The following is a 25,397-nucleotide window of genomic DNA, read 5'->3' on the forward strand; positions in this document are numbered from 1 at the left end:
CGGGGCCGACAAACGGATTCTACGACAGGAAACAAGGCAGTATGACCAGACACTTCCTCGATCTCTCGGCCATGACGGCCACCGACCTCAGGACCATCATCGACGATGCCCGCGTCCGCAAGTCGGCGACCAAGGCAGGCACTGCCGAGAAGCCGCTTGCCGGCAAGATGCTCGCGATGATCTTCGAGAAGCCGTCCACCCGCACGCGTGTTTCCTTCGATGTCGGCATGCGCCAGCTCGGCGGCGAGACGCTGTTTCTGTCGGGTACGGAAATGCAGCTCGGCCGGGCGGAGACGATCGGCGATACGGCGAAGGTCCTGTCGCGCTATGTCGACGCGATCATGATCCGCACGACCGATCACCGCCGGCTTCTGGAAATGGCGGAGCATGCGACCGTGCCGGTCATCAACGGGCTCACCGACGATACGCACCCGTGCCAGATCATGGCCGATATCATGACTTTCGAGGAGCACCGGGGACCGGTCAAGGGCAAGACGATCGCCTGGACCGGCGACGGCAACAACGTGCTTCACTCGCTGATCGAAGGCTCGGCGCGCTTCGGCTACCGCATGAACATGGCCGTGCCGCTCGGCTCCGAACCGCATGACAAGTTCCTGAACTGGGCGCGCAACAACGGGGCCGAGATCCTGCTCAGCCACGAGGCGGAGCAGGCGGTTGCCGGCGCACACTGCGTCGTCACCGACACCTGGATCTCGATGAACCAGGAACATCGCGCCCGCGGTCACAACGTCTTCCAGCCCTACCAGGTCAACGGCGCACTGATGAAACATGCAGCGCCGGACGCGCTGTTCATGCATTGCCTGCCGGCGCACCGCGGCGAGGAAGTGACCGATGAGGTCATCGACGGCCCGCAGTCGGTGGTCTTCGACGAAGCCGAGAACCGGCTGCACGCACAGAAATCGATCCTCGCCTGGTGCATGGGCGCGGTGTGACGGCTGAAGGCGTTCTCTTGAAATCTGGACGGTGCAACACGATTTAGAGCGGTGAGCGGGGCCTTCCGATCATCAAATCGGCCAGTCGCCCCACGCCGGCTATCCTGCGCTTGGCGCCCTGCGGGGTTCTTTAAGGCAGAGCAAATGCCGGCGGAGAAATTCGTCCATGACGGGATCAAATGGAATGGCGGGCGGTTGTACCGGTGCGCGCCGGTGCACTCGATGCAAGCCGTGTCGGAAATCAAAAGAAACGAGCGGTTTCCATCCGCATCCCGCATGCAGTTTTTGGAATGGGTCATGGCCACATCCCGGATTGAATCGATCCGCGTGACCATGGTCGAGGCAAGGAGCAAGCGATGACAGAGACAGCGCCGGGACTTGGCGAGTTCGATTTTGCCGGTGACGATCACGTCGTGCCCTTTCAGGTCGAGGGACTCGACGTGCGCGGCCGCGCCGTCCAGCTTGGTCCGATGCTCGATGCCATTCTCGAGCGGCACGGTTACCCGCTTCCTGTCGCGCGGCTTGTCGCCGAAACAGTGGTGTTGACGGTCCTGCTCGGCACGTCTCTGAAATTCGAAGGCAAGCTGATCGTTCAGACACAGGGCGATGGACCGGTCGATCTTGTGGTTGCGGATTTCTCGACGCCGGACCGCGTCCGCGCCTATGCGCGCTATGATGAGGAGGCGCTTGCCGACGCCGAAAAGAGCGGGCGCGTCCAGCCTCATGAATTGTTGGGCAACGGCGTCCTCGCCTTCACGATCGACCAGGGTGCGCACACGCAGCGCTACCAAGGCATCGTCGCGCTTGACGGGGCGACGCTCGAGGACATCGCCGGTGCCTATTTCCGCCAGTCGGAGCAGATACCGACCAGGGTGCGCCTCGCCGTTGCCGAGCTTCTCGACAAGGACGAGAACGGCAAGCCGCGGCACCGCTGGCGCGCCGGCGGCATGGTCGCGCAGTTCCTGCCCGACGCGCCGGACAGGATGCGCCAGGCGGATCTGCCGGGCGGCGACGGTGACGAAGGCCACGAGGATTTCTTCGACGAGGACGACCTCTGGGCGGAAGCCAAGGTGATGGTCGAGACGATCGACACCGATGAACTCACCGATCCGACGGTCGGTACCGAGCGATTGCTGTACCGTCTGTTCCATGAGCGCGGCGTGCGCGTCTATGAGCCGCAGGCGGTCTACGATCGCTGCAGCTGCTCGCGCGAGAAGATCAAGGACGTTCTGGTGGGGCTCGGCAACGAGGATATCGAAGCCAGCGTCGAGGACGGCCTGGTCAAGGTGACCTGCGAGTTCTGCTCGACGACCTACCGCTTCGAGGCGAGCGAAGTCCGCCCGCAATAGGGCAGCCGCGTTGAATTGCGCGCTGAATCAATTAAGCGTGCGGACGAGGCCCGGTGAATCGAGCGAGAAGGCGGGAATGGCGACATCGAAAGTCTCCCCGCCTTCCGCCTCCATGCTGTAATGGCCGAACATCACGCCCGAGGGCGTATCCAGCGGGCAGCCGGAGGAGTACTCGTAGGTATCGCCGGGGTTGAGCAGCGGCTGCTCGCCGATCACGCCGGGGCCGCTCACTTCGTCCACCTGACCGTTCTCGTCGGTGATGTGCCAGTAGCGGGTCATCAGCCGGACCGCGCGCCCGGAATGGTTCGCTATGATGATGCGATAGCCCCAGACATAGCGGCTGTCGTCGGGATCCGACTGTTCTTCCAGGTAGTACGGCTCGACCGTCACTTCGATGTCGCGTGTCAGCGCGCGGTACATGTTCAATACCCTGTTTCAAATCCGTACGCGTATTCTACAGCAATATGGTTTCGTCAAGAATAACGGCGAGATTGTGCGAGTGGTATCAAATTTCCCAGGAGGCAGCGGCAATGCTTGACGGCGTGCTTCGCAGGCGGCTCGATCCGGTTCTGGACAGGTTCGGCGCCGCACTGGCCGGCCGCGGGGTCAGCGCCGATGCCGTCACCATCCTCGGCCTTTGCCTTGGCCTTGCGGCAGCCCTGCTCATCGGTCTCGGCGCTTACCTGCCCGCCGCCGCTCTGATCCTTGTGAGCCGGCTCTGCGACGGCCTCGACGGAGCCGTCGCCCGCGCGAGCCGGAAAACGGATTTCGGCGGCTTTCTCGACATCGTTCTCGATTTCACCTTTTACGGGGCCGTCCCACTCGGTTTCATCATCGCAGATCCGGCCGCGAACGGTCTTGCCGGCGGATTTCTGCTCTTCGCCTTCTATGTCAACGGCGCGAGCTTCCTCGCCTATGCCGTGATGGCCGAGAAGTGCGGCCTGACGACCGAGGTGCGCGGTGCGAAGTCGCTCTACTTCACGACGGGGCTCGCAGAGGCGACGGAGACGATCGTCCTTTTTCTGCTGTCGTGCCTGTTGCCCGGGTGGTTCCCCTTGTTCGCAACCGTCTTCGCGCTCGTCTGCCTCTATACCGCGCTGTCGCGGATCGTTCTCGCAAGACTGACGTTTCGGCGAGACTGACGACAAAGCCCGCTGACGCGGGCTTTGTCATGGTGTCGGTCAGGCGTTTACGCCCTTCAGCGCCCTTGCGAAATCCTCGATGAGGTCTTCGCTGTCCTCGATACCGGCCGAGAAGCGCACCGTTCCGGCGGAAATGCCGAGTTCGGCGCGGGCTTCGTCGGTGAGGTTCTTGTGGGTGGTCGTCGCCGGATGGGTGATCAGGCTCTTGGAATCGCCGAGATTGTTGGAGATCCGGATGATTTCAAGCGCGTTCTGCAGGGCGAAGGCTGCTTCCTTGCCGCCCTTGAGCTCGAAGGCGACCAGCGTCGAGCCGCCGCTCATCTGCTTCGCAATGATGTCGGCCTGCGGGTGATCCTTGCGGCCCGGATAGATGACGCGGGCGACCTGCGGCTGCTCCGCGAGGAAATCGGCGATGCGGCGGGCGCTTTCGGTCTGCTGCTTGACGCGGAGCGGCAGCGTCTCGATCCCCTTCAGCAGCGTCCAGGCGTTGAAGGGCGACATGGCCGGGCCGGTGTGACGGAAATAGTCGTGCAGGTTCTCGTCGATCCACTGCTTGTCGGAGAGCACCACGCCGCCGAGGCAGCGCCCCTGGCCGTCGATGTGTTTCGTCGCGGAATAGACGACGACATGGGCGCCAAGCTCCAGCGGTTTCTGGAACAGCGGCGTCGCGAAGACGTTGTCGACCACCACCTTGGCGCCGATCTGATCGGCGAGCTTGGCGACGCCGGCGATGTCGATCACTTCAAGCGTCGGGTTGGTCGGGCTTTCGAGGAAGAAGACCTTGGTGTTCGGACGTACCGCGTCTTCCCAGTTCTTGAGATCGCGACCGTCGACCAGGGTGCACTCGACGCCGTATTTCGGCGCCAGCGTTTCCACGACCCAGCGGCAGGAGCCGAAGAGCGCCCGGGCCGCGACGATGTGGTCGCCCGCCTTCACCTGGCACAGGATTGCCGCGGAAACCGCCGCCATGCCGGAGGCTGTGGCGCGCGCGTCTTCCGCCCCTTCGAGCATGCACATGCGCTTCTCGAACATGTCGTTGGTCGGACTGCCGTAGCGCGCATAGATGAAACCGTCGGTCTCGCCCTTGAACCGGGCCTCCGCCGCTTCGGAGCTGTCGTAGACGAAGCCCTGCGTCAGAAAGATTGCTTCGGAGGTCTCGCCGTACTGGGAGCGGAGCGTTCCGCCGTGGACGAGTTGGGTTGCCGGGCGCCAATTCTTGCTCATGAGAACGTCACTTTCAAAAACAAAAAAACCGGCCGCGAAACGACCGGTTTGACACCCGGCCTTTTTAGCTACTTGTTTAACGTGGCTGCAAGCCGACCGGCCAAATCACCACGGGATAAAGCTCCAATACTGCCTGGCCGCGCTTGCGTCAATTCCCGGAGTTTGGTTTTGTCTGGCAACTGTAAATGAGGATCGGAATGGGGCGCGACACAGGGATTTTGGCCGACCGCGCAATTGCAGCGCTGTATGCCTCGGGACAACTGAAGAGCGAGAAGGCGCTGGATGATGACCAGATTCAGCCGGCCAGCCTCGATCTTCGCCTTGGATCCAAGGCGTTCCGCGTCCGGGCGAGCTTCATGCCCGGCCCTTCGCATCTGGTCGCCGACAAGCTCGACCGGCTCAAGCTGCATGTCGTCGATCTGAGCGAAGGCGCCGTGCTTGAGACCGGCTGCGTCTACATCGTGCCGCTGATGGAAAGCCTGTCGCTGCCGGCAGACATGTCGGCCTCCGCCAATCCGAAGAGCTCGACCGGCCGGCTGGATATCTTCACACGCGTGATTACCGACCGGGCGCAGGAGTTCGACAAGATCCCGGCGGGCTACAGCGGACCGCTCTATCTCGAAATCAGCCCGCGAACCTTTCCGATCGTCGTCAGGCGCGGTTCGCGGCTTTCGCAGATACGCTTCCGCATAGGCCACTCGGTTCTTTCCGAGCAGGAACTGCTGGCCTTGCACGAAAGCGACGTGCTCGTCGCCAGTGACCGGCCGAACGTTTCCGGCGGCGGCATTGCCCTTTCCATCGATCTCAAGGGTACCGGGCCGGACGGCCTGATCGGCTACCGCGGCAAGCATCACACATCGGTGGTCGATGTCGACAAGAAAGCCCAGCATGCCGTTTTCGACTTCTGGGAGCCGCTCTACAGCCGCGGCCGCGACGATCTCGTGCTCGACCCGGACGAGTTCTATATCCTCGTGTCGCGCGAAGCCGTCCATGTGCCGCCGCGCTATGCCGCCGAAATGACACCCTTCGACCCGCTCGTGGGCGAGTTCCGCGTCCATTATGCCGGCTTTTTCGATCCCGGCTTCGGCCATGCGTCGGCCGGCGGCAGCGGCAGCCGGGCGGTGCTCGAGGTCCGCAGCCACGAGGTACCGTTCATTCTGGAGCACGGGCAGATCGTCGGCCGTCTCGTCTACGAGCACATGCTGGAACGTCCGGAGGGACTTTACGGCCTCGATCTCGGCTCCAATTATCAGGCGCAGGGGCTCAAGCTCTCCAAGCATTTTCGCGCCGAGTGAGCATTGTGCTTGACAGATCGCGGCTGTTGAGGAAATTTCCGGTTCTGTCGCGGGTGTAGTTCAGTGGTAGAACGCCAGCTTCCCAAGCTTGATGTCGTCGGTTCGATCCCGATCACCCGCTCCAATTCCTCCTTTCATAGAGGCGCCATAGCGCTGCGGATTCTCTGGGTATTAGTACTGTCGGCCGTTTTCGCCCCGGGGTTGGCTTTGGCACAGCCGAAGGAACTGCCCCGGCTGTTCGATGCCCGCGAACGGATTGCCAAGCCGGACCTCAGCGGCCTTGCCAGGCTTCGTTTCCTGACCACCGTCGACTTCCCGCCCTTCAACTTCATCGACCAGTCGGGCAAGCTGTCGGGCTTCCATGTCGACCTCGCCCGCGAGATATGCCGTGAGCTGGAGATCGAAGCCAAGTGCCAGATCCAGGCAGTGACCTATCCGGAGCTCATGCCGGCCCTCGAACAGGGGCAAGGGGAAGCGATTGCCGCCGGCATTGCCGTGACTTCGGAGCTGAGGCAGCGTTTCGCCTTTTCCCGCGCCTTCATGCAACTGCCCGCCCGCTTCGTCGTCAACACCAAGGCCGCCGGCGCAATCACCGGTCCTGCCGATCTCGCCGGGAAGCCCGTCGGCGTCGTCTCCGACACCACGCATGAGGCAATGCTGAAGGCGTTTTTCCCGAAGCTTGAAGCCAAGAGCTTTCCGGACCGGGACGCGCTGCTCTCCGCGCTTCGCGGGGGAACCGTCGCGGCCGCGTTCTCCGACGGCATGCAATTGTCCTTCTGGGTCTCCGGCAACCTGGCCGGCGGATGCTGCGCCATGCTGGAGGGCTCCTATTTTTCCCAACGCTTCCTGGGCGAGGGACTTACGATCATGAACCGCAAGGCCGAGCCGGCGCTGACCCAGGCGATCGACCACGCTTTGCTGGCACTCTCACGCAGCGGCAGGCTTGAGGAGATCTATCTTCGCTATTTCCCGAACGGGATTTATTGAGGCGGCTCCACTCGCGGCTATGCCCTAGCGACGCCGGAAGGGGAGTATCAGCGACCACAGGAGCTTCACGGGTGCAACGCGCCCGTAGGCCTTCAGCCCGGTCTCGATCGCATCGTCGCCGCGCGATGGATGGGCGACGTAGGTCGAGAACAACCGATCCCAGACCGAAAGATTGAAGCCGTAGTTTGAATCGGTCTCCCGCTTTTCCACGGAATGGTGGATGCGGTGCATGTCGGGCGTGACGATGACCTGGCGCAACCGCCTGTCGGCGCCTTTCGGCAGCCGCAAATTGGCGTGATTGAACATCGCCCCGGCATTGAGCACGATTTCGAACAGGAGAACGGCAAGTGCGGGCGCGCCGAGCAGGATGATAACCGCGCTCTTCCAGATCATCGACAGCAGAATTTCGAGGGGATGAAAGCGAAGGGCCGTGGTGACGTCGACACCGGGATCGGCATGGTGGACGCGGTGGATGCGCCACAGGACAGGTATCTTGTGAAACACGACGTGTTCAAACCAGATGGCGAAGTCCAGCGCGATGAAGGCGATCAGGCCGGCAAGCGGCGGGGTCACGCCAAGAGCCGGGAGCACGCCGTAGCCGCGCCCCTGAGCCCAGATAGCAACGCCGGTAGCGGCAGCGGGAAAGGCGACGCGAAGCAGGAGGGAGGATAGGACGAGAATAGACAGGTTGGTGACCCAGCGGCGTGCCTTCAGTGCCCGCACCAGCTCCGGCCTCTCCAGCCGCGGATGAATAAGCTCGAGCACTGCCAGCGCGGCGAAGGCGGCGGCAAAGGCCGCGAGCCGCCAGACCGGTTCGGCGAGACCGAAATAGAGCATGCATCGATCCCCGTTGCATCGACCCCGCCCGTTCCGTGCCGGAAACGGGCAAGGACCTTTTTTCAGAAGCCTACTTGCGGAAGCGCGCGATGGCTCCGCGCTCGATTGCTGCGCAGGCGAGCTTGTCGAGGCCCAAACGGTCCCGCAGCAGCTGCAACAACCGGATTTCCTCGTTGCGGATACGCTGATCGGCAGCAGCGATCTCGACCGCAAGGGCATAGGCCGTTTCATAGAGCCGCTGCGGCAACGCTTCGCGAACCATTTCGAGCGCCACGTCGAGGCCCTCGGGGGCCGCAAGCTGGGCGGCGCATTCGCGGCCGATATGGATCAGATGGTCTTCGTCGAAACCGTCGAAGGCCGGGAGGAACCGCACGAGCACGCCGATGCGTGCAATCTCGTCGTCGGTCATGTTCCGGTCGACGGCGGACATCATGACCATGACGTGGACAAGGGCTTCGTGCTGGCTGAGACTTGCGGACATCCTGCTTCTTGATCCTTTCATCATCCACATTGGGGCCGCGATACACGACGGGTGCATAGCGGGTTGGGCGGACCTGCAGTGGTGGGTGACAGTTAAGGACTTGCTCCAAGCCTTACAAGTCCGGCGCGGCGTCTTCCGGGGCGATGCTCGCAGCCGGATCGTCGAGCGCGAGAGGCGCTCGGGCAAGATCGCGCGGGTCGTCCCCGAAGAAACCGAGCCTGGCGCCCCGGGCGGCCTCGGCCTTCGCCTCGAGCGCCGTGCCCGGCAGCGGCGTCGCCCAGCCGTTGCCGACGAGCCATTCGGCCACGTCCCGGCCGCCGACGCTGCACCGCGCGTTCAAGGTCTCCGAGGAGCCATCCGCCGCTTCGCAGACGAGTGCGCGGCCCCGCAAAAAGTTGCGGAACGCCGTACGCGCGACCATGCCGCAAGGCCAGCTCCTGCCATTCGCTTCGCAGACCTTGTCGGGCGTTTCGGGTTCGATATCCTTGAGCTGCAGAGTCGTCTCGCCGGACCGGACAAGCCCGGCGGCAAGCGCAACCGGGCGCGGGAAGACGGCGGAAGCGGGCTTTTCCTTTTCCTCAGGCTTTGAAAGCGGCGGTCTCGGTGCGATCCGTTCCAGGGGTTTGGCAATTCCGTCTTCCGGCTGGGCGAAGAGACCCGGCTCGACCGGCCTGGCCGCCACGCGCGAGCCCTTGCCTGGGGCGGCATCCGGTTCGGGGGGAGGAGGAGCGGCTTCGGTCTCGGCGGGAGGCTCCACCGAAATCGGCTCGTCGACCGCTGCTTCCGGCGTTTCGAGCACGAACTCAGGCGTTGCGACGCTGTCGCGGTTGCGGATGATCGCGGCCCCGGCCATCAGAATGCCGGCATAAAGGGCGAGGGCGGCAAGCCCGCCGGCGATGGTGAAGAGCCTCGGCCGCATCGAAGAATCCTATTGGCTGGCCCAGATGATCCGGGCAATCCATTCCACGTCGTTCATCTCGAAATTGCGGTTGGGATGGTCGGGGTTGAGCGAGACGAGTTCGATGCCGCGGGGCGTCTGCCGGGCCAACACCTTCGCCATCACCTCGCCCCCGCGCGTCTTGACCACGACGCGGTCGTTGCGGCGCACCTGCGCGCTCGGGTCGACGATCAGGACATCGCCGTCGCGGTAAAGCGGCAGCATGCTGTCGCCCTGAACCTCCAGAGCGTAGGCACCGCCCTGCCGCCGCTCGGGCGTGGGGAATTCGATCGTGTCCCAGCCCTGGCCGACCGGAAAGCCGCCGTCGTCGAAAAAACCGCCGGCGCCGGCCTGCGCGAAACCGATCAGCGGAATGCCCGGCGCTGCCGATGCTTCCTCCCTTTCGCGGCCGACGGCATTGGGCTCCATCAGCGCCAGGAACTGATCGACGCTCGCCCCCGTGGCATGCAATATCTTCGCGATCGACTCGGTGGAGGGCCATCGGTCGCGCCCGTCGGTGGACTGGCGCTTCGACTTGTTGAACGAGGTGGGGTCCAGGCCGGCCCGCCGTGCAAGGCCCGACGGCGAAAGCCGGTGGCGCTCTGCCAAGGCGTCGATCGCGCGCCAGATGCTGTCATGTGAGAGCATGTCGACCCATCTTCGGAAGGAGAGACGATGCGGGCGGCACAGCAAGCCGTTCCGCGGTCTGCTAATACATTAGCCAAGCGCCCCGCGACCGTAAAGCACAGCGAGGAAAATAGTCCTTCCTATCCGATCAAAGGACGGCATACAGCAGATGCAGCGGACTTCGGGGGTGAACTCTTGAGCAGCTGTGCTAAATAAAACAGCGTCACTCCGGGCCAAGAGGCGTGCTTGCTTGCAAACCTGAGATCGGAACGGCATCTCGTTGCCGCTTTTCTCGCTGCTCTTGCCGGCGTCGCGGTCGAGCATCATCTGCTCGAGGCCGGTCGCGCCGCATCGCTCATCGGTGCGGCCCTGATGGTGGCGGCGATCGTGCTTGCTTCCATGCGGGTCGCCCATCATGCCGAGGTACTTGCCGCCAAAGTGGGTGATCCCTACGGCACGATGATCCTGACGCTTTCGGCGGTGCTGGTCGAGGTCGTCATCCTCGCCATCATGATGACCGGCGAGACCTCGCCGACGCTGGTGCGCGATACGATCTATTCGGCAGTAATGCTCGATATCAACGGGATCCTCGGACTTGCGGCGCTGCTCGGCGGCCTCAAACACGGCGAGCAGCCCTATAACGACGATTCCGCGCGCACTTACAGCGTCATGATTCTCACGGCCATGGGCATTTCCATGCTCGTCCCCGAATTCGTGCCGCAGTCGAAATGGCATTACTATTCCGCCTTCACCATCGGCGCGATGATCGTGCTCTATACGTTGTTCCTGCGCATGCAGGTTGGCGTCCACAGCTACTTCTTCAGTTACAGCTATCCGCGCGCCAAAGCGGGAACCGCGGCAAGCCGGCTCGAGGACGAGCCGGTGCTTCCTTCCGTCGTCGTGCTCATCCTGGGCGTGGTGGTGATCGGCTTTCTCGCCGAAATCATGTCCGGGCTGCTGTCGGCCGGGATCAAGGGCACGGCGGCGCCGCCGGCCCTGGCCGCGATCGTCGTCGCGGCGATCTCCGCTTCGCCCGAGGTCATGACGGCAATGCGCGCCGCGCTCGCCAACCGCATGCAGGCAGTGGTGAACATCGCGCTCGGCGCTTCGCTTTCGACCGTGATCCTGACCGTACCCGTCATGGAGGCGATTGCCCTTTATACGGGCCAACCCTTCATCATGGCCATGTCGCCGGTGCAGACGGTGATGGTTGCGGTGACGCTCATCGCCGCCGCTATCAATCTCAATGACGGTCAGACCAATGCCATCGAAGGCATGACGCATTTCGTGCTGTTCGCCACCTTCATCATGCTGTCAGCCCTCGGGCTTTAGAGCACTTCCAGGAAAAGTGTGTAACGGTTTTCCGTCCGGAAGTGCGTTGGATCAAGAGCACTTCCAGGAAAAGTGTGTAACGGTTTTCCGTCCGGAAGTGCGTTGGGTCAAAGATTAGTGCTCAGGCCGGCTGCTCTTCCATCGCCTTGCGCGCCACAACGCGGTCATAGGCGGCTTGAAGCGTTTGCCGCACGGAGGGTCCCTCCGGTCTGGCCTCGCCGAGGTGTTCGGCGCGCAATTCCCGCATGAAACGCTCCCAGAGCTCGGGGCCGCCCTCCTCCATCAGTTGGGCGCGGATGCTGAGTTCCTCGGTGACCGGCAGGTAGCGCCGGCCCCAGGCGCCGAGATGGGCCATGATCGGCACAAGCGCGATCGCCATTTCCGTCAGGCTGTAGATCGCCTTCTGCTTGTGGCTCGGATCGTCCGCTTTCGTCAGCATGCCGATCTCGACAAGCGTTTTCAGCCGGTCGGCGAGGATGTTGGTGGAAATCCCCTCCTGCGAGCGCAGGAGCTCGCGGAAGTGGCGTTTGCCGCCGAAAATCATGTCGCGAATGATCAGGAGGCTCCATTTGTCGCCGAATACTTCGAGCGAGAGATTGATCGGGCAACCCGAGCGATGGTCATCGGTCATTTTGGTCTCTGCAAAACGCGAGCGGAGCATCCGCTCTAAAACTGCTTGCATTATTGCACCAGTGAAGTTAGCCTGCAACCGCTTTCATTTCGCAACCAGTTTCCCAGCGAGGAGGAAAAGATCATGACCAAAGCTTCTGTCGCCCATGCGGATTTCACCATCGAACGCGTTTTCAATTCACCCCCGGAACAGGTGTTCGAGGCCTTCGCCGATCCTGCTGCGCACGACCGCTGGTTCGTCAAGGCCGACAACTGGCCGGTCGCCGAATATAGCCACGACTTCCGCATCGGCGGCCGGGAAAGCGGCCGGTTCAGCCAGGACGGGAAGGTTTTCTATTTCAATGAAACGATCTATCTCGACATCGTCGAGAACCGGCGGATCGTCTCGGCCTATACCATGGCGAAGGACGAGCAGCGGCTTTCCGCGTCGATCGCCACCGTCGACCTCATACCGGAAGGCACCGGCACACGCGTCGTCTTCACGGAGCAGGGGGCATTCCTGGATGGGCTCGACAAGGTGGAATATCGCCGCGAAGGCTGGGAGCAGCTGATCGGATTTCTGGCGGCCGAGCTCGGTGAGAAGGCTGAAGTGGCCTGAAGCCTTGAATACGTTTCTCTCCGGTCATTCGCGGTTACCGAGAACGACCGGAGAGACAATCTTTGCGCCGTGCGGCTAACCTGGCGGCTTATGCCGCCTTCTGCCCCGCGCCATAAGGATCGAAGCGCCCGTAGAAGGTCTCGCCCTTTTCGGCCATCTCCTTCAGAAGCGGCGTCGGCCGGAAGTGGTCGCCATGGTCGGCCGCGAGCTTTTCGCAGAGCTCGACGAAGGCTTTTGCGCCCATGCCGTCGATGTAAGAGATCGTGCCGCCGGTGTAGGGGGCAAAGCCGAAGCCGAGGATCGAGCCGACATCGGCTTCGCGCGGATCGGTGACGATGCCCTCCTCGATCGTGCGCGCGGCTTCGAGTGCGATCGTCACCAGCAGGCGCTGCTTGAGCACGCCGACCTCGATCTCGCCGGCATCCTTCTGCGGGTAGAGCTCCTTCAGACCCGGCCAGAGATATTTCCTGGCCGGCTTTGCCGGATACTCATAGAAGCCCTTGCCGTTCTTGCGGCCGCGCCGGTCGAGCTCGTCCACCATCTTGTCGATCAGCGCCATGTGTCTGGGATCGACGGCCTTCTCGCCGAGATCGGCGACGGCCGCCTTCAGGATCTTCTGGCTGAGGTCGATCGCCACCTCGTCGTTGAGCGACAGCGGTCCGACCGGCATGCCGGCCATCTTGGCGGCGTTCTCGATCATCGCCGGCGGTACGCCCTCGATCAGCATGTCATAGGCTTCGTGGATATAGCGGAAGACGCAGCGATTGACATAGAAGCCGCGCGTGTCGTTGACGACGATCGGCGTCTTCCTGATCGCCGAGACATAGTCGAGCGCGGCCGCGAGTGCACGGTCTCCGGTCTCCTTGCCGAGGATCACCTCCGTCAGCATCATTTTCTCGACCGGCGAGAAGAAATGGATGCCGATGAACCGGTCCGGCCGTTTGGAATTCCTGGCGAGGCCGGTGATCGGCAGCGTCGAAGTGTTGGAGGCGAAGATCGCGTCCTCGGCGATCACCGCTTCGACCTTCTCGATCACGTCCTTCTTGACCTGCCGGTCCTCGAAGACCGCCTCGATGACGAGGCCGGCATCCTTGAGATCGCCGTAGTCCGCCGAAGGTGTGATGCGCGAAAGCAGCGCTTCGCCTTCCTCTTTGGTCAAGCGTCCCTTGCCGATCGCGTCCTTGACCAGGCCTTCCGAATGCGTCCTGCCCTTTTCGGCAGCTTCCATGTCGCGGTCGATGAGGGTGACGGGGATGCCGCCTGCCGCGGTTACATAGGCGATCGAGGCGCCCATGAAACCGGCGCCGACGACGCCGATTTTCTTGAGCTCGGTCTTCGGTACGCCGGCCGGCCGGCGCGCGCCCTTGCCGAGTTCCTGCATCGAGACGAACAGCGACCGGATCATCGAAAAGGCTTCGGTCGTCTGCAGGATTTCGGTGAAATAGCGCTGCTCGATCTTCAAGGCCGTATCGAAGGGAACCTGCAGCCCCTCATAGACGCATTTCAGGATCGCGATCGCGCCGGGGTAATTGCCATAGGTCTCGCGGCGCAGGATGCCGGAGGCGGCCGGCCAGAGCTGCGCGGAGGCGGGCGTCCAGATGCCGCCGCCCGGGAGCTTGAAGCCCTTCTCGTCCCAGGGCTGCACCGGCTTCAGGCCGTTCTTGATCATCGCCTTGGCGGCCTCCATCAGTTTGTCCGGGTCGACCACCTCGTGAACGAGCCCCATGGCCTTTGCTCGCGCCGGCGTAAGCGAGGAGCCGGTCGTCATCATCTGCAACGCGTCCTGCGTATTGGTCAGCCGTGGAACGCGCTGGGTGCCGCCGGCACCCGGGAAAATGCCGACCTTGACCTCGGGAAGCGCGATCTTCACCGATTTCGCATTGGAGGCGACACGGCCGTGGCACGCGAGCGACATCTCGAAGGCGCCGCCCATGCAGGTGCCGTTGATGGCCGAGACCCAGGGCTTGCCCGAGGTTTCGAGCTTGCGGAAGAGACCCGTCATCCGGCCGACGAGGTCGAAGAGTCTCCGGGCCGCGTTGTCCGGGTCCTTCTTCTTCTCCTCCGCCTGGAAAGTGAACATCGACTTGATCATCGAAAGGTCGGCGCCGCCGGAGAAGGAGGATTTGCCGGAGGTGACGACCACGCCCTTGACGGCAGGATCCGCCGTCGTCTGATCGATGATGGCGTCGAGTTCCGTCATCACCTCTTCGGTGAAGACGTTCATCGACTTGTCGGGCATGTCCCAGGTGACCAGCGCGATGCCGTCGGCGTCGGTTTCGATCTTGAAGTTCGTGTAAGACATATTCTCTCTCCCGGGATCGGATCAGACGCGTTCGATGATCGTGGCGGTGCCCATGCCGGCGCCGATGCAGAGCGTCACCAGCGCCGTGTTGAGGTCGCGGCGCTCCAGCTCGTCGAGCACGGTGCCGAGGATCATCGCCCCGGTCGCGCCGAGCGGATGGCCCATGGCGATCGCGCCGCCATTGACGTTGATCTTGTCGTGCGGGATGTCGAAAGCCTGGCAGTAGCGCAGCACGACGGCCGCGAAGGCCTCATTGAGCTCGAAAAGATCGATGTCGGAGAGCTTCATGTCCGCCCGCTTGAGGAGCTTCTCGGTGACGTCGACCGGCCCGGTCAGCATCAGGGCCGGGTCGGAGCCGATATTGGCGAAGGCGCGGATGCGGGCGCGGGGTTTGAGCCCCATGGCTTCGCCGCCGGCCTTGGAGCCGATGAGCACGGCCGCGGCGCCATCGACGATGCCGGAGGAATTGCCGGCGTGGTGGACGTATTTGATGCGCTCGATCTCCGGATGCGCCTGGATGCCGACGGCCTCGAAGCCGCCCATCTCGCCGGGCATCTGGAAGGAAGGGTTTAGCGAGGCAAGTGCCTGCATGTCCGTGCCGGGGCGCATATGCTCGTCGCGGTCGAGGATGACGAGGCCGTTCTGGTCCTTGACCGGGACGACCGAGTTCTTGAAATAGCCCTTCTCCCATGCATTGGCGGCGCGCTTCTGGCTTTCCACCGCATAGGCGTCGACGTCGTCGCGCGAGAAACCGTATTTCGTGGCGATCAGGTCGGCGGAAACGCCCTGCGGCATGAAATAGGCGGGCAGGTTGACCGAGGGGTCCATGAACCAGGCGCCGCCCGACATGCCGAGGCCGACGCGGGACATCGACTCCACGCCGCCGGCGATCACGATATCGTCCGCTCCTTGGGCGATCTTCGCGGCGCCGAAATTGACGGCGTCGAGGCCGGAGGCGCAGAAGCGGGAGATCTGCATGCCGGGCGCACGCGTCGAATAACCCGCCTCGAAGGCTGCGGCTTTCGGGATGACCGCACCCGCATCCATGACCGGGTCGACGCAACCCATGATGACGTCGTCGACCGTCGAAGTGTCGAGCCCGTTGCGATCGCGCACGGCCTCGAGCACCTTGGCGGCGAGCCGGACGGAGGGCACCTCGTGCAGCGCACCGTCCTTCTTGCCACGGCCGCGCGGCGTGCGCACGTGGTCGTAAACGAAGACTTTCGTCATCTCTTGATCTCCCTTTCGGCGGCGTTTCCTCGGGCCGCGCATTATCAATCGGAGCGGGATTCGGGCGGAAAGGCCGCTTCTCGCTTTCGATCCGGCTCCAGTCTGAAATCAGAACGCGGCCGCGTCCAGCGCCATCATCGTGTCGGCGCCCGTTTCGATGCGGATCTTGCGCAGCGCCGTTTCAGGCAGGATGCGCTCCATGAAGAACCTCGCCGTGATCAGCTTGTTCTTGAGATAGTCCGCGCGCTGCGTTTCGCCAGCGGCAAGCTTCTCCTCCGCCGTCTTCGCCATCTTCGCCCACATATAGCCGAGGACGACGAGGCCGAAGAGATGCATGTAGTCGGTGGAGCCGGCTCCGGCATTGTCGGGTTTGGCCATGGCGTTCTGCATGAACCACATGGTCGCGGCCTGCAGGTCGTTCAGCCCTTTCTTAAGGGCCTTGGTGTAGCCGGAGAGCTTTTCGTCGCCGCGGTTCTCCTCGCAGAAGTCGCCGATCTCCTTGAACAGAGCCATGACGGCGCGGCCGCCGTTCATCGCGAGCTTGCGACCGACCAGGTCGAGCGCCTGGATGCCGTTGGCACCCTCGTAGATCATGGCGATGCGGGCATCGCGCACGTACTGGCTCATGCCGTGCTCTTCGATATAGCCGTGGCCGCCGAATACCTGCTGCGCCATCACCGCGTGATCGAAGCCCTTGTCCGTCAGCACGCCCTTGAGGATGGGCGTCATCAGGCTGAGGATGTCGTCCGCCGCCTGGCGCTCCTCTTCGCTGTCCGAACGATGGGCGATGTCCGACTTCAGTGCCGTCCAGAGCGTGAAGGCGCGGCCGCCTTCGTTGAAGGCCTTGATCGTCATCAGCGTGCGGCGGATGTCCGGATGGACGATGATCGGATCGGCCTTCTTGTCCGGCGCCTTGGGGCCGGACAGGGAGCGGCCCTGGATGCGCTCGCGCGCGTAGCTCGCAGCATTCTGATAAGCGACTTCGGCAATCGAAAGCCCCTGCATGCCGACGGCAAGCCTGGCCTCGTTCATCATCACGAACATGGCGCTGAGGCCCTTGTTCTCCGTGCCGATCAGATAGCCGGTCGCCCCGTCATAATTCATGACGCAGGTCGCGTTGCCGTGGATGCCCATCTTGTGTTCGATCGCGCCGCAGGAAACGCCGTTGCGTTCGCCCGGCTCGCCGCTGGCGTCGAGCTTGAATTTCGGCACGATAAAGAGCGAGATGCCCTTTACACCGTCGGGCGCACCCTCGATGCGCGCCAGCACCAGGTGGACGACATTTTCCGCCATGTCGTGCTCGCCGGCGGAGATGAAGATCTTCTGGCCGGAGATCCTGTAGGAGCCGTCGCCGTTCGGCACGGCCTTGGTGCGCAGCAGGCCGAGGTCGGTGCCGCAATGGGGCTCCGTCAGGTTCATCGTGCCGGTCCAGGTGCCGTCGACCATTTTGGGCAGATAGGTCCGCTTCTGGCCTTCGGAACCGTGCACCAGGATCGCCGCGATCGCCCCCTGCGTCAGGCCCGGATACATCATAAGCGACATGTTGGCCGCGGACATGAATTCGCCGACGGCGGTGTGGAGCGTGTAGGGCAGGCCCTGGCCGCCGAATTCTTCCGGGGCGGCAAGACCAAGCCAGCCGCCTTCGCGATAAAGGTCATAGGCTTCCTTGAAGCCCTTGGGCACGGTGACGGAGCCGTCCTCGTGCCGCTTGCAGCCCTCCCGGTCGCCGGAAAGATTGATCGGGAAGAGGACCTCCTCAGCGAGCTTTGCGGCCTCGCCGAGGACTGCGGCCGTCATGTCCGGCGTCGCATCCGCAAAGCCCGGGAGATTGTGGTAGCGCTCGATGCCGAGCACGTCGTTGAGGATGAACAGGGTATCGTCGACCGGAGCCTTGTAGATGGGCATGCTTTTCCTCGCCTTGATGTCCTTTCGGGCCGCGCCGCACGCAGACCCGCTTCCCACTGTGTCGAGCGCGCACCGGTGGCGGTGTGCGACTTGGACGGATGCTATCGAATTTTGACGTTTCCGTAAACGTCAAAAGTTCCCGCAAGGCGAAAGTTTCGCTCCTGCGGTGCGCCGCTCCACATGCCATATGGCGGGGGACGGCGGCGTAGCGGGCGACAATAATCGTTAAAAATCGGATCGGTTAACGGCTTATTTACCACGTTTAATGAATTGTGCGCTTTGAGATGGTCAAAGCTGCAACCGGTCCCGTCTTTGCATTGTTGCGGTTTTGCCCACATCGGCGGTGCCGCCGAAATCTGAGCGAAAGCCGGGGAAGCCCGGGCTCCTTCGGCGGCTTCGATGACGGTCGAATTAATAGGGCCAAAGCGACACAGGGGCGAAGAGGCAATGAACGGATCGCGATCCACTTCTCAGCGCATGGGCAGCCCGTCCTATGGCGACCGGCCGTCGCTCGATGCCCTGAACCGCACCATCGAAGGGCTCGAAGCGCGCATCGAGGGGCTCATGAGCAGCGTCAGCCGCGAGACGCGGCAACCCGAGCGGCCGCGTCCGGCCCCAAGCGAAGCGGTCTCCGAAATCATCGACCGCCAGCGGGCGCTCAATGCGGCGCGCGAGCGGTCGCCGCTGCGCGAACGCGCTGCGCCGAGCGACCTCGATCGCCTCGCTCCCCCCCGCCTCGCGGCAGAGCCACGCTACCAGCCCTCTCAGGCAGCAGCCGCGCCATCGGGACGCTCTTCGGCTGCAGCGGATATTGCAGAGGCGCTGGTCGGTCTGCGGCATGAGCTGAAGCGCGATCTCGATGACGGCCTGTCCCGCGAGATGCATGCGCTGCGCTCGGAAATCCGCGGCATCAAGGCCGAAGCCGCCCAGGACCGCCGTTTCGCCGAGGACGTGCGGCACGATATCGAGCGGCTTTCGGCCGGCATCAAGGAACTTGGCCGGCAGGCTTCGCCCGCCGAGGCCGATGCGCTCAGGATCGAATTCGATGACCTGAGGTCCATGCTCGAAGGCCTCGCGCGCGAAGACAGCATGCGCCGCATGGAAAACCGATGGACCGGCGTCGAGGATCGGCTGAACGCCTTCGACCAGAACCGCGACGATGAGCTGGTGGCGCTCGCCTACCGGCTCGACGAGATCAAGGCGCAGATCAATTCCCTGGACAGGGGCACCGGGATCGAGGTGCTGGAAAGCAAGCTCGTCGCGGTCGCCCAGGCGATCGAGATGCTCGGGCGCCAGATCCAGCCGGACGAGAGGCGCCTGGCGCCGCAATTCGCCGACCTCGGCAAGCGGCTCGATGAGATCAGCCGGGCGATCGCCGCAGGCAGCGGTAATGTGGCCGGCACCGACGGTTCGTTCGTCGATCGTCTCGAGAACAGGCTCGGCGATCTGTCCCGGCAGATCGGCACCCTCTCCAATCCCGCCGATTCCGGTCTCGGCGCGCGGATCGAGGCGCTGGCAGCTCGCGTGGAGGACCTTGCCGGCGAGAAGGCGGCGGCCAGATTGGAAGAGCGCCTGGACCAGCTTTCCGCGGTGCTGGAGCACAATCGGCAAGGTGCGGAGCCGGATCTTACGGATCGGCTTGCCGACATTTCCCGGAAGATCGAAGCCCTCTCGGGCGACAGCGTCACCGATGCGCTGGCCGAACGGCTCGACGATCTCGCCCGCCGTATCGATGGGCTCGCGCGAAATGTCGAGCCTACGGCGGACCCGCGCTTCGATCGCCTCGAGGATCGCTTGGCAGGTATCGCCCAGCGCCTGGAGGAGACGCATGCCGCGCCGTTCGACGACCGGCAGGCGCTGCGCAATCTCGAAGCTCAGATCGGAAATCTCTCGACTCTGATCAGCCAGTCCCACGGTGAGACGGCAGGCGTGCCTGCGGAATTCGAGAGCCGGATGAACACGCTGGAAGACTATCTCGCCACCAGCGACGAATACATCATCGAAGCTGCTCGGCAGGCTGCGGAAGCCGTGATGGAGGCATATTCCAGAAACACCGCACCGCAGATGGCGGCGAGTACCGACATGGCGGCGATCTCGGCGCTCGCCGAGGATCTGCGTACATTGGAGGAGCTCAGCCGTTCGAGCGACGAACGGACGGCACGCACCTTCGAGGCGCTGCATGAAACGCTCGTCCATATCGCCGAGAAACTGGAGCGGCTTGAAGAGCGGGAGCCCCTGGCTTCTCATGGTCCGATGCCCAAGGCTGCGCCCGTCGAAGCCGCGGGCACTTCGACGATGGCGGAAAGCGACAAGGACGTGGAACGCGCGCCACAGGCGTTCGCGGCCGCAAGCGAAACCTCCATCCACGCACCGGTGCCGGCTGCAGCTGAGGCGAATGATGCCGCCGAAGTCGCAATGGTCGAAGACGGCGAGATCAAGGTGGAGGCCCGTGCGGCGAAGACGAGCCTGCTTGCCGGTCTGACTCGGCGCTTCGCGCCGAGGCAGAACGAGGGAATGCCGATCCAGGCGCGGCAGATGGTCGAGCCCACCCCCTCGCTCGACCCCTCCGAAATGCTCGCTCCCGAGGACGCCAATCAGCTCCTCGAGCCGGGCTCCGGCGTGCCGGACGTCAAGAAGATACTCGAACGTGTCCGTGCCGGTCAGATGGCCCGTGGCGCGCAGGAGGCGAACGACGGCGAAAAGGCGGACTTCATCGCCGCCGCGCGGCGCGCGGCGCAGCTGGCCGTCGAGGAATCCGATACGCTCAATCGCGTCAAGGAAAGCAAGGCACCATCCGCCGTCGGCGGCGCGCTCGCCCGCCACCGCCGTCCGATCCTGATCGCGGTCGGTGCCGTGCTGCTCGCGATCATGTCCTATCCGCTCGTCAGCACGGTGCTGAAAGGCAAGGAGGCCCCAAGCACTCCGCCGGTTGCAGCGATCGAGCGCAAGGCAGAGGTTGCGGAGCCGAAGGCCGCCGTCGACCGCCTCGTCCAAACGGCAGCTACCGCGAAGGCTGGAGAAGAGCCGAGGGCTCCCGCTGGCATGGAGAAGACGGATGCGCCGCCGATAGCGGCAAAGCAGCCGCCCAAGCAGCCAACCGCTGCCGAAGCCGGCAAGGTTGACAAGGCCATTGGTGGCGCTGGCGACGGCCAGGCGGCCTTGATGCGGCCGGCGGAGGCACGAACGCCTGGACCCGTCTCGACCTTGCAGCCGCCTTCAGGAAGTTTAGCCGCTGAGCCGGCCAGGATGAGCGAGATCGTTCTGCCGGAGGGCTTCGGACCGCCCGCGCTCGTAACCGCGGCCAAGGGCGGCGATCCTCTCGCCTTCTATGAAATAGGCGCCCGCTTCACGGAAGGGCGGGGGGTCGAGGAAGATCGGGCGGAAGCCGTCAAGTGGTATCAGCGCGCCGCCGACGCCGGCGTGGTACCGGCCGCGTACCGGCTCGCCAACCTTTATGAGAAGGGCGCGGGCGTTCAGCGCGACGCAGCAAAGGCCAAGGCGCTCTATCTCAAGGCGGCTGCAGCCGGCAACGCCAGTGCGATCCACAATCTCGCCGTCATGCTCGCCGGCGGCCGGGACGGCGGGCCGGATCTCGCCGAAGCGGCCAGATGGTTCGAGAAAGCCGCCAGTCTCGGCGTTCGCGACAGTCAGTTCAACCTCGCCGTCCTCTATGCGCGGGGCGACGGTGTGGCCCGCAATCTGGAAGAATCCTATAAATGGTTCGCTATCGCGGCCCGCGATGGCGACAAGGACGCGGCAGAAAAGCGCGACGAGATCGCCAAGGCGCTGAAGCCCGAGGAGCTTTCCAGTGCCAAGGCGAAAGTCGACGCCTGGAAGGCTCGGCCTCTCGACGCCGAAGCAAACACGGTGGAGGTCCCGGATGCCTGGGTCGGTCCGCCGACCAAGACGGCCACCGTCGATATGACCAGAGCCGTTCGCAACATCCAGGCGATCCTCAACAATAACGGCTTCGATGCCGGCAAGCCGGACGGCCAGGTAGGCCAGAAGACGATTGCCGCCATCAAGGCCTTTCAGAATTCGGTCGGCCAGGAGCCGACGGGTGAGATCACCGATGGGCTGGTCCGGGAGCTCCTGAAGCGGAACAGCTGAACCGTTTCGGCCGTACCGCGCATGACGTGGTGCCACAAGGTCGCAGGCGTGCCTGCGGGGCCGCGCATGTGCCTGAAAAGGTTGACAGCTCTGGTCCGGGAGCGCATGAGAGAAAGTGTCGCCCGTTTCTCCCTCGGGGGCGCGAACGGTCCACCCATATACCCCCCGTCCGTGGTTAATCATGTACCACTTCGAAGGACAGCGCCGTGCGCCTCTTCGAGCGCGTGAGGCTTGAGAATAGTGAAACATTGCACAATTCCTCAATTGTTTGCGGTTAGGAATTGTGGAGGAGCAATTTCCGCCCGCAATGCGGGCCGCTGGCATATCGAGGTTCGGCCGTGACGGTCTATCTGCCCATTGCTGAGTTGTCGGTGAACATCTTCGTCATTCTCGGCATGGGCGCGGCCGTCGGTTTTCTGTCCGGCATGTTCGGCGTCGGCGGCGGATTTCTGATCACTCCGCTTCTGATCTTCTACAATATTCCGCCCGTCGTGGCGGTGGCGACCGGCGCCAACCAGGTGGTCGCCTCGTCGATATCAGGGGCGATCGCCCATTTCCGCCGCGGCACCATCGATATCAAGCTCGGCACGGTGCTCTTGTGCGGCGGCCTTGTGGGCGCGACCGTCGGCGTCTGGCTGTTCTCGCTGCTCAGGAGCGTCGGCCAGCTCGATCTGGTGATCTCGCTGCTTTATGTGGTGCTTCTCGGCTCGGTCGGCGCGCTGATGCTGTGGGAGAGCATCGGCGCAATGCGCAAGGCAGCGAAGAACCAGCCGGCGCAGCTCAGACGGCCCGGGCAGCACAATTGGATCCACGGCCTGCCGCTGAAGATGCGCTTCAAGAAGTCGAAGATCTATCTGAGTGTCATCCCTGTGGCGACGCTCGGCTTTTCCATCGGCGTGCTGACGTCGGTGATGGGCGTCGGCGGCGGCTTCATCATGGTGCCGGCCATGATCTATCTGTTGCGCATTCCGACCAGCGTCGTCGTGGGCACATCGCTCTTCCAGATCGTCTTCGTCTCCGCCTATACGGTGATTGTTCAGGCCTCGACCAACTACACCGTCGACATCGTGCTGGCCTTCGTGCTGATGATCGCCGGCGTCATCGGGGCGCAATATGGCGTGCGCGTCGGCCAGCGGCTGCGCGGCGAGCAGCTCAGGGCACTGCTGGCGCTGCTCGTTCTCGCCGTCGGCATCCGCCTGGCGGTCGAGCTCGTCATCCCGCCGAAGGACATTTACTCGGTCGTATCCGCGGGGGCCGGTTTCTGATGCGCTCGCTTCTCGTTCACCCGATCGTCGCCCTGGTCCTCGCCGTCGCCACCCCGGCCGCAGCGCAGGTTCTGGAGCGCCAGGTCACCAACTTCACCGAGAAGCTCGAGATCGGCATTTCGACGGAAGAGATTGCCATCACGTCCGATTTCCGGGGCGCCGACCTGACGATCTTCGGCGCCATCGATGGATTCGACGCCAGCCTCCTGGCGCAGGGCAAGTACAATATCATCGTCGTGCTGGAAGGGCCGAAGGACAACGCCACGGTGCGAAAGAAGGAGCGGGTATTCGGTATCTGGGTCAATACCCAGTCGATGACCTTCGAGCTCGTGCCGGAGGCCTACTCGCTTTCGAGTACCCGCGCCATCGAGACGATCGCGCCGCGGCGCGACATCGCCAATATGGGCATCGGCGTCGACCATATGCGGCTGGTGCCGCTCGGCTTCGTCGGCGACGGCAGCACGCTCGGCGAGTTCCGCAACGCCTTCCGGACGATTCGCGAGACGAGCGGCGTCTATCAGCGCGATCCGGGCGGGGTGCAGTTCATCAGTTCGAGCCTGTTCAAGGCTTCGGTGCGGCTGCCGACCAATGTCCCGAACGGCATCCATGTCGTACGCGCCTATCTCTTCCGCGACGGCGTCTTCGTCGCCGCCAAGGCTCTTCCGCTCAGGGTGGTGAAGACCGGCCTCGAACAGGCGATTACCCGCGCCGCGCACGATCAGCCGCTGATCTACGGCCTTCTGGCCGTAACCCTCGCCGTCGTCACCGGCTGGGGTGCCAGCCTGCTCTTCCGCAAGGAGTGAGGGAGCCGGCAAACCGAGTTGGCGTTCCATTTTGCGTTATGGCGGTTTAAGGAAGCACGGGCATCGGCGGCAAGCGATGCGAAACTTGAGGAAACCCCATGAAACCGATTTTCGTGCAACTGCAATGCGCCCCCGGCAAGACCTATGAGGTGGCCGACGAGATCTACCGCAGGGAGATCGTCTCGGAGATGTATTCGACCAGCGGCGACTATGATCTGCTACTGAAGGTCTATGTCGAGGAAGGCCAGGATATCGGAAAGTTCATCAACGACAATATCGCCAGCGTTCCGGGCATATCCCGCTCGCTGACGACGCTGACGTTCAACGCGTTCTAGAGTCTGTCAGGTTTATGTTGAAACATATCCTGCATGCCTGAGATAGGCGGCGCATTCGTGCGGGTTGAAGGCTTTGAGGACTTCGCCGAGGCGTCTCCATGTCGCGTCGACGCTGCGCTCGTCGGATTTGCGCAGCAGGGTCTTCAGTTTGGCGAACATCATCTCGATCGGATTGAGGTCGGGGCTGTAAGGCGGCAGGAAGAACAGATGGGCGCCGGCATCGCGGATGGCGTTGCGCGCAGGCTTGCCCTTATGGCTGCCGAGATTGTCGAGGATGACGATATCGCCGGGACTGAGGGTTGGTGCCAGGCATTGCTCGACCCACGCGGTGAAGGCAATGCCGTTGATCGGGCCATCGAGCACGAAGGGCGCGACGATGCGGTCGTGGCGCAGCCCGGCGAGGAAGGTCAGCGTCTTCCAATGGCCATGCGGTATTCTGGCGAAAAGCGGCTGGCCGCGCTGACACCAGCCGCGGGTGCGCGTCATGTTGGTTTTGACCCAGGTTTCGTCGACGAACACCAGGCGGCGCGGATCAAGTCGATGTTGATGGGTCTTCCAGCGGCTTCGGAACCGCGCCACCTTCGGCCTGTCCTGTTCGCTGGCGATCAGCGTTTTTTTTAAATGTCTTGCCTTCGCGGCGCAGGAAACGCCAAACGGTGTCGTGAGAGACATCGATCCCGGCCGCCTTCAGATCGGCGGCAAGCGCCCGCACCGTCCAATCGGGCTTGGCCGCCAGCCGACGGTGAACCTCATCGGCCGCCGCGCCCCGCAGCATGGGTTTGACATGGCCACCCATCTTGGCCGGCGCCAAACCGCGGCCGGACCGGTCGAGCTGGCCGATCCGCACCGCCGTCGCCGCTGATATTCCAAAGCGCAACGCTGCCGCCCGCACCGTCATGCCTCCTGCCAAGGCGTCGGCGACGCGCTGGCGTAAATCAAGAGAAAGAGGTCGCGCCATCATTGCTGGCCTCCTCACCAGCAATGATCTTGAATCACAATCGAAGCAAAAAGGGAATCCCGGTTCGATTCAGCTTAAGGCTGACCGACTCTAGGGC

Annotated in this window: 23 protein-coding genes, 1 tRNA gene and 1 riboswitch; of the genes, 13 read left to right on the forward strand and 11 right to left on the reverse strand. The window is 63.5% G+C overall.

The window, feature by feature from the left end:
* Positions 1 to 41: 41 nt before the first annotated feature.
* The 3 genes from argF (at position 42) to ACTJKL_RS25055 (ending at position 2,302) form a co-directional block, all read left to right on the forward strand.
* Positions 42 to 953 carry an ornithine carbamoyltransferase gene (argF, locus tag ACTJKL_RS25045; RefSeq protein WP_018094107.1) on the forward strand — a complete coding sequence of 304 codons (912 nt, stop codon included), beginning with the start codon at positions 42 to 44 and terminating at the stop codon, positions 951 to 953.
* A gap of 144 nt (positions 954 to 1,097) precedes the next feature.
* On the forward strand, positions 1,098 to 1,313 hold the full coding sequence (locus ACTJKL_RS25050; RefSeq protein ID WP_100669680.1) for a hypothetical protein: 216 nt from the start codon (positions 1,098 to 1,100) through the stop codon (positions 1,311 to 1,313).
* On the forward strand, positions 1,310 to 2,302 hold the full coding sequence (locus ACTJKL_RS25055) for an Hsp33 family molecular chaperone (RefSeq protein ID WP_100669678.1): 993 nt from the start codon (positions 1,310 to 1,312) through the stop codon (positions 2,300 to 2,302). The genes ACTJKL_RS25050 and ACTJKL_RS25055 overlap by 4 nt, the downstream gene beginning before the upstream one ends.
* A gap of 27 nt (positions 2,303 to 2,329) precedes the next feature.
* On the opposite strand, the gene apaG is transcribed toward ACTJKL_RS25055, so the two are convergent.
* The gene (gene apaG, locus ACTJKL_RS25060; protein ID WP_018094110.1) at positions 2,330 to 2,722 is read right to left on the reverse strand and encodes a Co2+/Mg2+ efflux facilitator ApaG/CorD; all 393 of its coding nucleotides are present in this window, start codon (positions 2,720 to 2,722) and stop codon (positions 2,330 to 2,332) included.
* A 110-nt stretch (positions 2,723 to 2,832) separates the two neighbouring features.
* Here apaG and ACTJKL_RS25065 point away from each other — a divergent pair, with 110 nt between their 5' ends.
* Entirely contained in the window at positions 2,833 to 3,444 is a 612-nt protein-coding gene (locus ACTJKL_RS25065) for a CDP-alcohol phosphatidyltransferase family protein (RefSeq protein WP_440854080.1), read from the forward strand.
* A 39-nt stretch (positions 3,445 to 3,483) separates the two neighbouring features.
* Here the strand turns inward: ACTJKL_RS25065 and ACTJKL_RS25070 are convergent, their stop codons facing one another.
* A complete protein-coding gene (locus ACTJKL_RS25070; protein ID WP_100669676.1) occupies positions 3,484 to 4,668 on the reverse strand; it encodes an O-succinylhomoserine sulfhydrylase in 1,185 nt (394 codons plus the stop codon).
* A gap of 43 nt (positions 4,669 to 4,711) precedes the next feature.
* Positions 4,712 to 4,790, reverse strand: a riboswitch (SAM riboswitch).
* Positions 4,791 to 4,865: 75 nt separating this feature from the next.
* Between ACTJKL_RS25070 and ACTJKL_RS25075 the strand changes: the two genes are divergently transcribed.
* The 3 genes from ACTJKL_RS25075 (at position 4,866) to ACTJKL_RS25085 (ending at position 6,950) form a co-directional block, all read left to right on the forward strand.
* The gene (locus ACTJKL_RS25075) at positions 4,866 to 5,963 is read left to right on the forward strand and encodes a 2'-deoxycytidine 5'-triphosphate deaminase (RefSeq protein ID WP_440854081.1); all 1,098 of its coding nucleotides are present in this window, start codon (positions 4,866 to 4,868) and stop codon (positions 5,961 to 5,963) included.
* 49 nt (positions 5,964 to 6,012) lie between these two features.
* A tRNA-Gly gene (locus tag ACTJKL_RS25080) sits at positions 6,013 to 6,087 on the forward strand.
* A gap of 77 nt (positions 6,088 to 6,164) precedes the next feature.
* Positions 6,165 to 6,950, forward strand: coding sequence for a transporter substrate-binding domain-containing protein (locus tag ACTJKL_RS25085; RefSeq protein ID WP_234819185.1), 786 nt, complete (start codon positions 6,165 to 6,167; stop codon positions 6,948 to 6,950).
* Between the two features lie 24 nt (positions 6,951 to 6,974).
* Here the strand turns inward: ACTJKL_RS25085 and ACTJKL_RS25090 are convergent, their stop codons facing one another.
* The 4 genes from ACTJKL_RS25090 to ACTJKL_RS25105 all read right to left on the reverse strand — a co-directional run bounded on the left by ACTJKL_RS25090 (position 6,975) and on the right by ACTJKL_RS25105 (position 9,853).
* Complete coding sequence (locus tag ACTJKL_RS25090; protein WP_440854082.1) at positions 6,975 to 7,787, reverse strand: sterol desaturase family protein; 813 nt, start codon at positions 7,785 to 7,787, stop codon at positions 6,975 to 6,977.
* Between the two features lie 70 nt (positions 7,788 to 7,857).
* The gene (locus ACTJKL_RS25095) at positions 7,858 to 8,268 is read right to left on the reverse strand and encodes a tellurite resistance TerB family protein (protein WP_100669672.1); all 411 of its coding nucleotides are present in this window, start codon (positions 8,266 to 8,268) and stop codon (positions 7,858 to 7,860) included.
* A 112-nt stretch (positions 8,269 to 8,380) separates the two neighbouring features.
* Positions 8,381 to 9,187, reverse strand: a complete 807-nt coding sequence (locus ACTJKL_RS25100; protein WP_440854083.1) for a thermonuclease family protein — start codon at positions 9,185 to 9,187, stop codon at positions 8,381 to 8,383.
* 9 nt (positions 9,188 to 9,196) lie between these two features.
* Entirely contained in the window at positions 9,197 to 9,853 is a 657-nt protein-coding gene (locus ACTJKL_RS25105) for a S24 family peptidase (protein WP_100669669.1), read from the reverse strand.
* A 225-nt stretch (positions 9,854 to 10,078) separates the two neighbouring features.
* On the opposite strand from ACTJKL_RS25105, the gene ACTJKL_RS25110 reads away from it, so the two are divergent.
* On the forward strand, positions 10,079 to 11,164 hold the full coding sequence (locus tag ACTJKL_RS25110; protein WP_018094119.1) for a calcium:cation antiporter: 1,086 nt from the start codon (positions 10,079 to 10,081) through the stop codon (positions 11,162 to 11,164).
* Between the two features lie 121 nt (positions 11,165 to 11,285).
* Here ACTJKL_RS25110 and ACTJKL_RS25115 read toward each other — a convergent pair whose 3' ends face one another.
* Positions 11,286 to 11,795 (reverse strand): winged helix-turn-helix transcriptional regulator, encoded by a 510-nt coding sequence (locus tag ACTJKL_RS25115; RefSeq protein ID WP_275596826.1) that lies wholly within the window; start codon positions 11,793 to 11,795, stop codon positions 11,286 to 11,288.
* Positions 11,796 to 11,918: 123 nt separating this feature from the next.
* On the opposite strand from ACTJKL_RS25115, the gene ACTJKL_RS25120 reads away from it, so the two are divergent.
* Positions 11,919 to 12,392 carry an SRPBCC family protein gene (locus ACTJKL_RS25120; protein WP_275596825.1) on the forward strand — a complete coding sequence of 158 codons (474 nt, stop codon included), beginning with the start codon at positions 11,919 to 11,921 and terminating at the stop codon, positions 12,390 to 12,392.
* 88 nt (positions 12,393 to 12,480) lie between these two features.
* On the opposite strand, the gene ACTJKL_RS25125 is transcribed toward ACTJKL_RS25120, so the two are convergent.
* The 3 genes from ACTJKL_RS25125 to ACTJKL_RS25135 all read right to left on the reverse strand — a co-directional run bounded on the left by ACTJKL_RS25125 (position 12,481) and on the right by ACTJKL_RS25135 (position 17,829).
* Positions 12,481 to 14,694 (reverse strand): 3-hydroxyacyl-CoA dehydrogenase NAD-binding domain-containing protein, encoded by a 2,214-nt coding sequence (locus ACTJKL_RS25125; protein ID WP_440854084.1) that lies wholly within the window; start codon positions 14,692 to 14,694, stop codon positions 12,481 to 12,483.
* Positions 14,695 to 14,715: 21 nt separating this feature from the next.
* The gene (locus ACTJKL_RS25130) at positions 14,716 to 15,924 is read right to left on the reverse strand and encodes an acetyl-CoA C-acetyltransferase (protein ID WP_440854085.1); all 1,209 of its coding nucleotides are present in this window, start codon (positions 15,922 to 15,924) and stop codon (positions 14,716 to 14,718) included.
* Between the two features lie 108 nt (positions 15,925 to 16,032).
* Complete coding sequence (locus tag ACTJKL_RS25135; protein ID WP_338277995.1) at positions 16,033 to 17,829, reverse strand: acyl-CoA dehydrogenase C-terminal domain-containing protein; 1,797 nt, start codon at positions 17,827 to 17,829, stop codon at positions 16,033 to 16,035.
* Positions 17,830 to 18,276: 447 nt separating this feature from the next.
* Here ACTJKL_RS25135 and ACTJKL_RS25140 point away from each other — a divergent pair, with 447 nt between their 5' ends.
* The 4 genes from ACTJKL_RS25140 (at position 18,277) to ACTJKL_RS25155 (ending at position 24,342) form a co-directional block, all read left to right on the forward strand.
* On the forward strand, positions 18,277 to 21,939 hold the full coding sequence (locus ACTJKL_RS25140; protein ID WP_440854086.1) for a peptidoglycan-binding protein: 3,663 nt from the start codon (positions 18,277 to 18,279) through the stop codon (positions 21,937 to 21,939).
* 338 nt (positions 21,940 to 22,277) lie between these two features.
* The gene (locus tag ACTJKL_RS25145) at positions 22,278 to 23,204 is read left to right on the forward strand and encodes a sulfite exporter TauE/SafE family protein (RefSeq protein WP_018094125.1); all 927 of its coding nucleotides are present in this window, start codon (positions 22,278 to 22,280) and stop codon (positions 23,202 to 23,204) included.
* The gene (locus ACTJKL_RS25150) at positions 23,204 to 24,007 is read left to right on the forward strand and encodes a TIGR02186 family protein (RefSeq protein WP_338278000.1); all 804 of its coding nucleotides are present in this window, start codon (positions 23,204 to 23,206) and stop codon (positions 24,005 to 24,007) included. Before ACTJKL_RS25145 ends, ACTJKL_RS25150 begins: the two co-directional genes overlap by 1 nt.
* A gap of 98 nt (positions 24,008 to 24,105) precedes the next feature.
* Positions 24,106 to 24,342, forward strand: coding sequence for an Lrp/AsnC ligand binding domain-containing protein (locus tag ACTJKL_RS25155; protein ID WP_018094127.1), 237 nt, complete (start codon positions 24,106 to 24,108; stop codon positions 24,340 to 24,342).
* Between the two features lie 12 nt (positions 24,343 to 24,354).
* Here the strand turns inward: ACTJKL_RS25155 and ACTJKL_RS25160 are convergent.
* A protein-coding gene (locus ACTJKL_RS25160) for an IS630 family transposase (RefSeq protein ID WP_440853413.1) occupies positions 24,355 to 25,300 on the reverse strand; the annotation gives its coding sequence in 2 pieces (ribosomal slippage) (positions 24,355 to 24,960 and positions 24,962 to 25,300; 945 coding nt in all).
* Positions 25,301 to 25,397: the final 97 nt, after the last annotated feature.

This window comes from Sinorhizobium sp. 22678 (assembly GCF_052044265.1).
Classification (GTDB): Bacteria; Pseudomonadota; Alphaproteobacteria; order Rhizobiales; family Rhizobiaceae; genus Sinorhizobium; species Sinorhizobium meliloti_A.

Coding starts and splice junctions, on each gene's coding strand:
- ACTJKL_RS25075 (WP_440854081.1), top strand. CDS start 4,866: ATGGGGCGCGACACAGGGATTTTGGCCGACCGCGCAATTGCAGCGCTG.
- ACTJKL_RS25140 (WP_440854086.1), top strand. CDS start 18,277: ATGAACGGATCGCGATCCACTTCTCAGCGCATGGGCAGCCCGTCCTAT.
- ACTJKL_RS25150 (WP_338278000.1), top strand. CDS start 23,204: ATGCGCTCGCTTCTCGTTCACCCGATCGTCGCCCTGGTCCTCGCCGTC.
- ACTJKL_RS25050 (WP_100669680.1), top strand. CDS start 1,098: ATGCCGGCGGAGAAATTCGTCCATGACGGGATCAAATGGAATGGCGGG.
- ACTJKL_RS25055 (WP_100669678.1), top strand. CDS start 1,310: ATGACAGAGACAGCGCCGGGACTTGGCGAGTTCGATTTTGCCGGTGAC.
- ACTJKL_RS25105 (WP_100669669.1), bottom strand. CDS start 9,853: ATGCTCTCACATGACAGCATCTGGCGCGCGATCGACGCCTTGGCAGAG.
- ACTJKL_RS25070 (WP_100669676.1), bottom strand. CDS start 4,668: ATGAGCAAGAATTGGCGCCCGGCAACCCAACTCGTCCACGGCGGAACG.
- ACTJKL_RS25100 (WP_440854083.1), bottom strand. CDS start 9,187: ATGCGGCCGAGGCTCTTCACCATCGCCGGCGGGCTTGCCGCCCTCGCC.
- ACTJKL_RS25115 (WP_275596826.1), bottom strand. CDS start 11,795: ATGACCGATGACCATCGCTCGGGTTGCCCGATCAATCTCTCGCTCGAA.
- argF (WP_018094107.1), top strand. CDS start 42: ATGACCAGACACTTCCTCGATCTCTCGGCCATGACGGCCACCGACCTC.
- ACTJKL_RS25125 (WP_440854084.1), bottom strand. CDS start 14,694: ATGTCTTACACGAACTTCAAGATCGAAACCGACGCCGACGGCATCGCG.
- ACTJKL_RS25155 (WP_018094127.1), top strand. CDS start 24,106: ATGAAACCGATTTTCGTGCAACTGCAATGCGCCCCCGGCAAGACCTAT.
- ACTJKL_RS25120 (WP_275596825.1), top strand. CDS start 11,919: ATGACCAAAGCTTCTGTCGCCCATGCGGATTTCACCATCGAACGCGTT.
- ACTJKL_RS25065 (WP_440854080.1), top strand. CDS start 2,833: ATGCTTGACGGCGTGCTTCGCAGGCGGCTCGATCCGGTTCTGGACAGG.
- ACTJKL_RS25090 (WP_440854082.1), bottom strand. CDS start 7,787: ATGCTCTATTTCGGTCTCGCCGAACCGGTCTGGCGGCTCGCGGCCTTT.
- ACTJKL_RS25095 (WP_100669672.1), bottom strand. CDS start 8,268: ATGTCCGCAAGTCTCAGCCAGCACGAAGCCCTTGTCCACGTCATGGTC.
- ACTJKL_RS25130 (WP_440854085.1), bottom strand. CDS start 15,924: ATGACGAAAGTCTTCGTTTACGACCACGTGCGCACGCCGCGCGGCCGT.
- apaG (WP_018094110.1), bottom strand. CDS start 2,722: ATGTACCGCGCGCTGACACGCGACATCGAAGTGACGGTCGAGCCGTAC.
- ACTJKL_RS25135 (WP_338277995.1), bottom strand. CDS start 17,829: ATGCCCATCTACAAGGCTCCGGTCGACGATACCCTGTTCATCCTCAAC.